Below are 9,901 nucleotides of genomic sequence, written 5' to 3'. Positions count from 1 at the left end.
ACCACGTCCAGCGGCTTCTTCTTCGCTTTCATGATGTTCGGCAGCGACGCGTAGCGCGGCTCGTTCAGGCGCAGGTCGGTGGTGACGATCGCCGGCAGCTCCAGCGCAACGGTCTGCAGGCCGCCGTCGATCTCGCGAGTGACCTTGACCTGACCGCCAGCGACTTCGACCTTGGAGGCGAAGGTGCCCTGGGCGTAGCCGGTCAGCGCGGCCAGCATCTGGCCGGTCTGGTTGTTGTCGCTGTCGATGGCCTGCTTGCCGAGGATGACCAGCTGCGGCTGCTCTTTGTCGACCACGGCCTTCAGGGCCTTGGCGATGGCCAAGGAATTCAGTTCTTCGTTGGTCTCGACCAGGATGGCGCGGTCGGCGCCCAGGGCCAGGGCGGTACGCAGTTGTTCCTGGGCCGCGGTCGGGCCGACGGAGACGGCGACGATTTCAGTGGCGACGCCCTTTTCCTTCAGACGCACGGCCTCTTCCACGGCGATTTCGCAGAAGGGGTTCATGGACATTTTCACGTTGGCGAGATCGACGCCGGAGTTGTCCGCCTTGACGCGGACCTTGACGTTATAGTCAACCACTCGTTTGACAGCTACAAGAACCTTCATGGATTCCTCGTTTTTCTCCGGTGAATAGGAAGTCGCCAGACAGGCCTGGCCGGTAGTGCACGCTATCTGCGACTACACGCAGCAAGACCGCGACCGCAAAACCGTGGCTATCTTGACCGCATCGCCCTGTCGGGTCAATACGCGTGAATGCCCGTTCATAAGGCGCGGAAGCCGATTCTATCAGGCTTCCGCGCATTTCAAACAAACGTTTGTATTGCCCAAAACGGGGGGTATAACTATGCTGGGCCCTGTCGCTATAATTGCGCCCCGCTCTGTCCGGGGTAGCGCCCCCGGCCCCATACCAACAAATAGCCTGTAGAGCCTTGAGTTAGGAGAGATCGAGAAGTGGAACGCGAATACATGGAATTCGACGTCGTCATCGTCGGCGCCGGCCCTGCCGGTCTGTCCGCCGCATGCCGACTGAAGCAGAAGGCCGCCGACGCGGGTCAGGAGATCAGCGTCTGTGTGGTCGAGAAGGGTTCCGAAGTAGGCGCCCACATTCTTTCCGGGGCCGTGTTCGAGCCGCGCGCGCTGAACGAGCTGTTCCCCAACTGGAAGGAACTCGAAGCCCCGCTGAACACCCCGGTCAAGCGCGACGACATCTATGTCCTGAAGAACGACCAGGCCGCCACCAAGGTGCCGAACTTCTTCGTGCCCAAGACCATGCACAACGAGGGCAACTACATCATCTCCCTGGGCAACCTGTGCCGCTGGCTGGCCCAGCAGGCCGAAGGCCTGGGCGTGGAGATCTACCCGGGCTTCGCCGCCCAGGAAGCCCTGATCGACGAGAACGGCGTGGTCCGCGGCATCGTCACCGGTGACCTGGGCGTCGACCGCGAAGGCAATCCGAAAGAAGGGTACTACACCCCCGGTATGGAGCTGCGCGCCAAGTACACCCTGTTCGCCGAAGGCTGCCGTGGCCACATCGGCAAGCAACTGATCAGGAAGTACAAGCTCGACAGCGACGCCGACGCCCAGCACTACGGCATCGGCATCAAGGAAATCTGGGACATCGACCCGGCCAAGCACGAGCAGGGCCTGGTGGTGCACACCGCTGGCTGGCCGCTGAACGACGACAACCCGGGCGGCTCCTTCCTCTATCACCTGGAGAACAACCAGGTGGTCGTGGGCCTGATCATCGACCTGTCCTACAGCAACCCGCACCTGTCGCCCTTCGACGAATTCCAGCGCTACAAGCACCACCCGGTGATCAAGCAGTACCTGGAAGGCGGCAAGCGCGTGGCCTACGGCGCCCGCGCCATCTGCAAGGGCGGCTACAACTCGCTGCCGAAGATGGTCTTCCCCGGCGGCGCGCTGATCGGCTGCGACCTGGGCACCCTGAACTTCGCCAAGATCAAGGGCAGCCACACCGCCATGAAGTCCGGCATGCTGGCCGCCGAGGCCATCGCCGAGGCCCTGGCCGCCGGCCGCGAGGGCGGCGACGAGCTGACCAGCTACGTGGACGCGTTCAAGGCCAGCTGGCTGTACGACGAACTGTTCCGCAGCCGCAACTTCGGCGCGGCCATCCACAAGTTCGGTGCCATCGGTGGCGGTGCGTTCAACTTCATCGACCAGAACTTCTTCGGCGGCAAGATCCCGGTCACCCTGCGCGACACCACCCCGGACTACGCCAGCCTGAAGAAGGCCAGCGAAGCGCCGAAGATCGACTACCCGAAACCCGACGGCAAGCTGAGCTTCGACAAGCTCTCCTCGGTGTTCCTCTCCAACACCAACCACGAGGAAGACCAGCCGATCCACCTCAAGCTGGCCGACCCGAGCGTGCCCATCGCCAAGAACCTGCCGCTCTACGACGAACCGGCGCAGCGCTACTGCCCGGCCGGCGTGTACGAGGTGGTGAGCAACGACGACGGCAGCAAGCGCTTCCAGATCAACGCGCAGAACTGTGTGCACTGCAAGACCTGCGACATCAAGGACCCGGCGCAGAACATCACCTGGGTCGCCCCGGAAGGCACCGGCGGGCCGAACTACCCCAACATGTAAGGCCGGCAGGGCCCCTTCGGGGGAGAAAGAACGCCGTTTCCCTCGCAGGGGAACGGCGTTTTTTGTGCCTGTGGCGCCTTGCGGCGTCATCCGCCGTTTTCAACGACGGCTGATCGCGGACGGAGTCTGCTCCTACGACCGTGCCTCACAGGAATTGTAGGAGCGGGCCCTGCCCGCGAATCGCGCGCAGGGCGCGCTCCTACAGGGGAATGGCATGGGTGGGGCAGCGTAGGAGCGGACTCCGTCCACGATTGGATTCACTCTTCGTAGGAGCGAGCTTGCTCGCGAATGAGCCCCGCAGCGGAGTCTGTTCGCGAGCAAGCTCGCTCCTACGAGAAGCCGTGCCTCCCTTGGGGGCCCCAACCGCTGTAGCGGCACCTTTGGCGAACTACCGGCCACCTCGGGACCTGCCGGTCACGGCTGCGGGCCGATGGGGAAGAACTCGCCGCCGCTCCATACGCCCAGCCACTGCTGGCCATCGATCAGGCGCGGCACGGCCAGTTCGACCAGTTGGTAGAACACGTTGCGGTGGATCAGCGCCTCCAGGTTGCTGCGCACCAGCACGTAGGGCGCCGGCTCCTGGGTCTGCGGGTCGATGTCGACGCGGATCGGGTGGTCGGCGCCGGCGACGAACTCGTCCTCGACGTTGCTGGTGAAGCGCAGTTGCTGGGCCTCGCCCTGCCCTTCCACGCCCAGGGTCACGGCGACGAAGGGCGCGTCGTCGACGCGGATGCCGCACTTCTCCACCGGGGTGACCAGGAAGTAGTCGTCGCCATCGCGGCGGATGATGCTGGAGAACAGCTTGACCATCGGCTTGCGCCCGATGGGCGTGCCCAGGTAGTACCAGGTGCCGTCGCGGGCGATGCGCATGTCGATGTCGCCGCAGAACGGCGGGTTCCACAGGTGCACGGGCGGCAGGCCCTTGCTGGCGGGAATCTGCGCCAGCAGGTCGCCGGCCTTGCCTGTATCGGTCATTGGAACTCCTCGGTCGCCCTCACCCCCAGCAGGCTGCGGGCGTACTCTTCCAGCGGCGGCCCGATCAGGTCCTCGGGCCGGGCGTCGTAGAACGTCAGGAAACCGCCGCGGCTGCGGATGGTGGCGCTGTCCAGCAAGAAGCGGTTGCCGGTGTCGATCAGCATCACCTGGATCACGCTGCGGTCGCGTCCGACGTCGTTGTCGGTGTCTTCGTACTCTTCCCAGTTTCCCACATTGTCCTCGCCACGGGCGAAGCGCGTGTACAGCAGGTAGTCGGCGCCGGCCGCCCGCGCCTCCTGCATGGCCTCGTCCAGGCCCTCCGGAGCCTTGGCCCGGCGCACCTGCGGGAAGTATTCGACGAAGCCCTTGAAGGCCTCCTCCGCCACCACGTTGGGCCGCGCGTAGGGATGCCCCGGCGGCACGAAGTGCCCCTGGGCGATGTAGATGAAGGAGTCCGCCTGCACCCGCCAATTCCCCGTGCGGCGGGTCTGGCTGTGGTCGAGGAAGCCGGCGTCGCCCATGTAGTAGCCGGTGCGTTCGGCCATGTCGCTGGGCTTCATGCAGCCGGCCAGCGCAGCCAGGGCCAGGGTCAACAACAGGTAGCGCATTCGATCTCTCCACGGCCGGCGTCGAAAAACCGGCGTTGGCCGGACGGATGCAGCTTCCGCGCCATCATGGGCCGCACCGCCCTGCCTGGCGTAGCAATTGTCCCCGGCCAGCAGTCCTTGATCGTCCTATTCTTGTTTCCGACAGCTTCCTACTGGCTGCCTACCCCGCCCAGGGCCGGATGGTTCTACAAGGAGACAGTGTGTGAATCCGAGTCGGTTGATCATCGCATCCTGCTTGTCAGCGATATCGCTCCTGAGCATTGCAGTCGCGGCCCAGTCTCCTGAAAACTTCTTGCAAGGCCGTGTTTACGAGCTTCGCCGGAGCGCCTCTCCGCCGTCCTGCTTCGAGTGGGCATCGGGCCTGCCGAACGGCGTCTGGGGCAATGCCGGGGACTATGCAGCGGAGACTGCGGTCCTGTCCGACAACGGAGAAGTCCTGGTCGCCTCGGCGATCTACAAGCCTACGGGCGAGAAGGTCTCCCATCGTTTCTACAAAAGCAGGGCGGCCTGCCGGGAACAGCTCCCGGGAATGCCGGAAGCCACTTCCGGCAACAGGACGACCTCAGCCCCCGCAGCAGCCGAAAGCCATGTGGAAAACCCGGGTTATGTCGAACGCCTGCAGAGGGATTTCGGCGCGAGGCTGCACTACAGCTCAGCGATGGCGGAGGAGATAGTCAGGAAGATCAACATCGATTGCCGGTCCAGGGATGGGCGGTACCTGCCACTTTACAATGTGCTTCTTGCCCGGCTGGATGAAGCGAACGAAGCGGATGCCTGGATGGAGACGCGCATCGTCGACTCGGGAAACAACATCATGGTTTACGACAGCATCCACCTGAAGAGCGGAAAGCAGTTCGAGCCTCGATTGACCCTGGAAATCAATGAATGGGGCGGCGTGAAAATGCATGACGTCCGGCGCCAGGCGCTCTCAAATGCATGTTTCGGCGCCTACGGCCCTATCTGGAAGTTCTAGGTTTCGTCGAAGGCGGATGAACGCTACGGCGCCCACTCCACCCGATGGTCGACAAGATAGGCGTCCACTGCCGCTCCGACCGTGGGATGGAAGATGTCGCCGCCAATCCTGCTCAGCACTTCCAGACGCTGGAGCTTGTCCTTCACCTCGGCCAGGTGCAGCTCGATGCCGGCGGCATGGAGAATCCGCTCCAGCTCGACCAGCATGTCGGCCGACGTAACGTCCACGCTGGTGACGGGTTCGGGCGGCGACGGACCCATGGGGTGCCTTGCCTCTATTGGCTGGAGTCGAGGCGGAGTCCGCCCATCGTTCAGGTCATGAGAAGCACTATAGCTGGTCGGAAGTACCGCCACTCTTCCGCCCTGATACTGCCGTCACGCCCCATGACACGGGCAATTGCCGTTTCGCTTGGCAGGGCTAGACTCGAAGCGGGTAAACACCCCTCACTGCCGCATCGGGCTACCGAGCATTACCGAACGCTGCGTGACGCTTGACCATTCGTGCCCGGCTGCGGGGCATGAGCCGAATCGAACCGACTCTCCGCCGGGATACGAGCAATCTGTTCGATGGCGTGGGCCACTCGAGGGGTCATGCTGTTGGGTTGCGACCATTCCTTGCTGGCCGGCCATCCATTTGAGCGATGCCATTTCGGCGAGGAGCTTTCATGGTCGATTCAACCAGCGACATGGACAGGCGGCAGAGAGTCCTTGAACCCGTCGACCGGGTGACCGAGGTGATTTTCGGGCTGCTGATGGCAATGACGTTCATCGGCTCGTTGAGCGTGGCCTCCTCAGGGCGCGAAGAGGCACGAACCATGTTGATCGCCGCCCTGGGCTGCAACCTTGCCTGGGGACTGGCCGACGCCGTCATCTACCTGCTGCGCACCTGGACCGAACGAACGCGAAGCCGCACGTTACTGGCTCGCCTGCAAGGCGCCAGCGAAGCGGAGAAGGGCCGGAGCCTGATTGCCGACCTATTGCCACCGCGCATCGCCGCGGCTGCCGATGCGGAAGTGCTGGAGATGTTGCGCGCGCGCCTTCTGCGCGATGCCAGCCGCCCTGTCCGCTCGCGCCTGGACCTGGAAGACTTCAAGGGAGCGCTGGGTACGTTCCTGCTGGTCGTCCTGGCGACCTTCCCCCTTGTGGTTCCATTCCTTCTGATCGACCGGACGGCCGTAGCCATCCGCGCCTCGAACATGGTGGCACTGGCGATGCTGTTCGCCGCCGGCTGGATGCTCGCCCGGTATTCCGGCGGCAACCCCTGGGTTGGCGGTGGCGCCATGGCGGTAGTCGGGACAGTCCTGACCCTCGCGATCATCGCCCTGGGTGGATGATCGGGCGCTCACCCGCGGATCGATGCCCGAGTCAATGCGGATGCCGGGCTTCAGCCGCCGATGATCTTCATCACCGTGACGCCGCCGGAGAAGGCCACTTCCTGCTTGTCCGCCAGGGCCTTCACCAGCAGCCGCTGCAGGGCCGGCAGGGCCTGGTGGCGCGGCTTGTCGAGCAAGTCGCCGACGTAGTGGCGGTTGCTGGAGGACAGGCAGCCGTGCAGCCAGCCGGTGGAGGACAGGCGCAGCCGCGAGCAGGTGCGGCAGAAGGGTACGCTCTCGTTGGCGATCACGCCGAAGAAGCCGCGTCCCGGCACTTCGTAGCGCAGGGCGGTGGCGTCCACCGGCGCGTCGGCCTGGACGTAGGGATGGTCGCGGCCGATCAGTTCGAGCAGCTCGCGCAGGCCGACGAACTGGCTGGCGAAGGCATTGCCGTCGCGGGCCAGGTGGCCCATGCGCATCAGCTCGATGAAGCGCAGCTCGAAGCCGCGCTCCAGGCAGTAGTCCAGCAGCGGCACCACCTGGTCGAGGTTGCTCCCGCGCAGCGGCACCATGTTGACCTTGACCTTCATGCCCGCGGCGCTGGCCTCGTCCAGCCCCTTGAGCACCGTGGCCAGGTCGCCGCCACGGGCGATGCCGCGGAAGGCCGCGGAGTCCAGGGTATCCAGGGAGATGTTCAGCCGGCGGATGCCGCAATCGAGCAGCAGCGGCAGCTTGCGCGACAGCAGCTGGCCGTTGCTGGTCAGGCTGATGTCCTTGAGCCCGAGGCCGCTGACGCCATGGAGGAAGGCATCCAGCTTGGGGCTGACCAGCGGCTCGCCGCCGGTGACGCGCAGCCGTTCGATGCCGGCGGCTTCGATCAGGTAGGCCACCCCGCGCACCAGGCTCTGCGCGGAAAGCTCGTCCTGCGCGGCGACCAGCCGCTTGCCGTCCGGCACGCAGTAGGTGCAGGCGTAGTTGCAGGCGGCGGTAAGGCTGACGCGCAGGTTGCGGAAGCGCCTGCCCTGGCGGTCGACGATCATCGATCGGCTCCGGCGGAGAGTGTCCTGTCAGTATATCCCCGCCATGGCCGCGGCGGCTGCCCGAAAGCGCCGCCGGCATTGGCTCAGGCGGCGGGGGTGTCGCCGTCGCGCTTGCGCTTGTTGCCCATGCGCACGCCGATGTCCATGAGGAACTGGAAGAAGCCCTCCTGGTCCTCCAGCACCTCGCGCCAGAACGGCGAGTGGTACAGCGCCACGGCGCCGTGCACCAGGGCCCAGGCCGCGCAGTAGTGGAAGTACGCGGGCACGTCTTCCAGCTTGCCGGCGGCGATGCGCTCCTTGATCAGCTGGCTGAGGCGCTCGAAGTTGGATTCGCGGATCTTGTGCAGTTCCTCGACCATCTCCGGCACCTGGCTGTTCTTCACGACCTTCTCTTCCAGGCGGTCGAACAGGCGGTAGCGCTGCGGGTCGCGCATGCGGAACTCGAAGTAGGCGCGCGACAGGCGTTCCTTGTCGCGGGCGACGTCCTCCGAATGGAACAGCGCCGCCAGGTCGCGCTCGTAGTCGAGCATCAGGCGCAGGTAGATTTCCGCCTTCGACTTGAAGTGCTTGTAGATGGTGCCTTTGCCGATACCCACGGCATCGGCGATCATCTCGACCGTGACACTGTCCTCGCCCTGCTCCAGGAACAGCTTGAGGGCGGTGTCGAGGATCTCCTGTTCGCGACGACGGAATTCGCGAACCTTGCGTGGCTCTTTCTGCATAAAAAGACTGTTCGGTCAAAAATAGTCAAAATCCGGAGCCGCGTATTATGCCTATTCAGCGCCAAAATGCACGGAACATCCGCCATGAATCCGCTTTCTTTCGAGTTTCCCCAGGAACCCGGCCTACGTTACCTGAACCATGCGGCCGTGGCGCCCTGGCCCAGGCGTAGCGCCGATGCCGTCGCCGCCTTCGCCAGCGAGAACATCCGCCTGGGCGCGCGCGACTATCCGCAGTGGCTGCAGGTGGAGAACCGCCTGCGCCAGCGCCTTGCGCACCTGGTCGGCGCCGCCACCACGGGCGACGTCGCCCTGGTGAAGAATACGTCCGAAGCCCTTTCCTTCGTGGCTTTCGGACTCGACTGGCGCGCCGGCGACCAGGTGGTGATCAGCGACCAGGAATTCCCCTCCAACCGTGTCGTCTGGGAAGCCCTGAAGCCCCGCGGGGTGGAAGTCATCCAGGTGAGCCTGGCCGGCGCCGACCCGGAAGCCGACCTGCTGGCCGCCTGCGGGCCGCGCACCCGCCTGTTGTCGATCAGCGCCGTGCAGTACGCCAGCGGCCTGCGCATGGACCTGGAACGCCTGGGCGCCGGCTGCCGCCAGCGCGGGGTGCTGTTCTGCATCGACGCCATCCAGCAGCTCGGCGCCCTGCCCTTCGACGCCCAGGCCTACGACTGCGCCTTCGCCATGGCCGACGGCCACAAGTGGATGCTCGGCCCCGAGGGCCTGGGCGTGTTCTACTGCCGCGCCGCCGAGCGCGACCTGCTGTCCCTGCAGGAATACGGCTGGCACATGCTGGAGAACGCCGGCAACTACAACCAGGCCGACTGGCAGCCGGCGCGCAGCGCACGGCGCTTCGAGTGCGGCAGCCCGAACATGCTCGGCGCCGTGGCGCTGGACGCCAGCCTGGGGCTGCTGGAAGAAGTCGGCATGCCGGCGGTCGGCACAGCCCTGGCCGAACGGGTACAGGCCTTGCAGGATGGCCTGCAACGCATCCCCGGGGCGCGCCTGCACAGCCCGCTGCAACCCGAACGCCGGGCCGGCATCCTGACCTTCAGCCTGGACGGCTGGGACAACGCCCGCCTGCACGAGCGGCTCAAGGCCGAGCAGGTGGTGTGCATCCAGCGCGGCGCCGGGGTGCGCTTCTCTCCGCACTTCTACACGCCGGAAAACGTGATAGAGGACACACTGGCCATCATCGCCGCCCTGGCCCGGGAATAAGCCGCAACCCGCGAGCCAGGGGGCCTGGCCCCGCGGGCAAGCGGCAAATGGCGGGCCATGGGCTGTGCAGTATTCCAAATCCGTTTAAAAAACCGCCGGGCGGATGTGGAAGCTCCGCGAACTTGGCCAATACTTGAAGTTACTGGTGTGCGGCATCTCCCCCCAAGTGCCCCGCCAGTGAAGGTACCGAGGATCGCGTACCTTATTGTTACACTCCTAATGGTCTTGACCCGGATTCATCCCCCAGAACCCGGGTTTTTTTTATGCGCGTGAAAGAGTGCCGGCCTGAAGGCCCTGTAGGAGCGAGCTTGCTCGCGAACCTTGGGCCTGTGCTCCGATCTCCCCCTCGTCACACCCGTGAACGCCGGAACCCAGTGGCTTGGGCTTGGTGTAGCGCGCCGCACCGAGTGCTCGGATGTCTCTCGTTTCGCCCCCTCGGGCGAGTCC

Annotated in this window: 9 protein-coding genes and 1 pseudogene; 4 read left to right on the top strand and 6 right to left on the bottom strand. The window is 65.0% G+C overall.

Annotation, left to right across the window (positions count from 1 at the left end; genetic code table 11):
* On the bottom strand, positions 1-605 hold a 605-nt coding region (locus tag DK254_RS22550; protein ID WP_109935820.1), incomplete at its 3' end, for an electron transfer flavoprotein subunit beta/FixA family protein.
* A 345-nt stretch (positions 606-950) separates the two neighbouring features.
* Here DK254_RS22550 and DK254_RS22545 point away from each other — a divergent pair.
* Positions 951-2,606 (top strand): electron transfer flavoprotein-ubiquinone oxidoreductase, encoded by a 1,656-nt coding sequence (locus DK254_RS22545; RefSeq protein WP_109935557.1) that lies wholly within the window; start codon positions 951-953, stop codon positions 2,604-2,606.
* Between the two features lie 414 nt (positions 2,607-3,020).
* On the opposite strand, the gene DK254_RS22540 is transcribed toward DK254_RS22545, so the two are convergent.
* Positions 3,021-3,581: a DUF1285 domain-containing protein gene (locus DK254_RS22540; RefSeq protein WP_109935556.1), complete on the bottom strand. Its 561-nt coding sequence runs from the start codon at positions 3,579-3,581 to the stop codon at positions 3,021-3,023.
* Complete coding sequence (locus tag DK254_RS22535; protein WP_109935555.1) at positions 3,578-4,189, bottom strand: DUF4823 domain-containing protein; 612 nt, start codon at positions 4,187-4,189, stop codon at positions 3,578-3,580. Before DK254_RS22535 ends, DK254_RS22540 begins: the two co-directional genes overlap by 4 nt.
* Before the next feature lie 202 nt (positions 4,190-4,391).
* Here DK254_RS22535 and DK254_RS22530 point away from each other — a divergent pair, with 202 nt between their 5' ends.
* Positions 4,392-5,162 carry a hypothetical protein gene (locus tag DK254_RS22530; protein ID WP_177412084.1) on the top strand — a complete coding sequence of 257 codons (771 nt, stop codon included), beginning with the start codon at positions 4,392-4,394 and terminating at the stop codon, positions 5,160-5,162.
* Between the two features lie 23 nt (positions 5,163-5,185).
* On the opposite strand, the pseudogene DK254_RS22525 reads toward DK254_RS22530, so the two are convergent.
* Positions 5,186-5,404: pseudogene (locus tag DK254_RS22525) on the bottom strand (sodium-independent anion transporter); the annotation flags it as partial.
* Positions 5,405-5,826: 422 nt separating this feature from the next.
* On the opposite strand from DK254_RS22525, the gene DK254_RS22520 reads away from it, so the two are divergent.
* Positions 5,827-6,495, top strand: coding sequence for a hypothetical protein (locus tag DK254_RS22520; protein WP_109935554.1), 669 nt, complete (start codon positions 5,827-5,829; stop codon positions 6,493-6,495).
* 50 nt (positions 6,496-6,545) lie between these two features.
* Here DK254_RS22520 and DK254_RS22515 read toward each other — a convergent pair whose 3' ends face one another.
* On the bottom strand, positions 6,546-7,514 hold the full coding sequence (locus tag DK254_RS22515; protein WP_109935553.1) for a GTP 3',8-cyclase MoaA: 969 nt from the start codon (positions 7,512-7,514) through the stop codon (positions 6,546-6,548).
* A gap of 83 nt (positions 7,515-7,597) precedes the next feature.
* Positions 7,598-8,236, bottom strand: coding sequence for a TetR/AcrR family transcriptional regulator (locus tag DK254_RS22510; RefSeq protein ID WP_009621451.1), 639 nt, complete (start codon positions 8,234-8,236; stop codon positions 7,598-7,600).
* Positions 8,237-8,320: 84 nt separating this feature from the next.
* On the opposite strand from DK254_RS22510, the gene DK254_RS22505 reads away from it, so the two are divergent.
* Positions 8,321-9,454: an aminotransferase class V-fold PLP-dependent enzyme gene (locus tag DK254_RS22505; RefSeq protein WP_109935552.1), complete on the top strand. Its 1,134-nt coding sequence runs from the start codon at positions 8,321-8,323 to the stop codon at positions 9,452-9,454.
* Positions 9,455-9,901 lie beyond the last annotated feature (447 nt).

This window comes from Pseudomonas sp. RW407, from assembly GCF_003176655.1.
Lineage (GTDB): Bacteria > Pseudomonadota > Gammaproteobacteria > Pseudomonadales > Pseudomonadaceae > Pseudomonas > Pseudomonas delhiensis.
This window is presented reverse-complemented; position numbering and strand designations above follow the sequence as displayed.

Excerpts from the sequence above, each read along its gene's own strand:
- DK254_RS22505 (WP_109935552.1), top strand. The coding sequence starts at position 8,321 with ATGAATCCGCTTTCTTTCGAGTTTCCCCAGGAACCCGGCCTACGTTAC.
- DK254_RS22515 (WP_109935553.1), bottom strand. The coding sequence starts at position 7,514 with ATGATCGTCGACCGCCAGGGCAGGCGCTTCCGCAACCTGCGCGTCAGC.
- DK254_RS22540 (WP_109935556.1), bottom strand. The coding sequence starts at position 3,581 with ATGACCGATACAGGCAAGGCCGGCGACCTGCTGGCGCAGATTCCCGCC.
- DK254_RS22535 (WP_109935555.1), bottom strand. The coding sequence starts at position 4,189 with ATGCGCTACCTGTTGTTGACCCTGGCCCTGGCTGCGCTGGCCGGCTGC.
- DK254_RS22510 (WP_009621451.1), bottom strand. The coding sequence starts at position 8,236 with ATGCAGAAAGAGCCACGCAAGGTTCGCGAATTCCGTCGTCGCGAACAG.
- DK254_RS22520 (WP_109935554.1), top strand. The coding sequence starts at position 5,827 with ATGGTCGATTCAACCAGCGACATGGACAGGCGGCAGAGAGTCCTTGAA.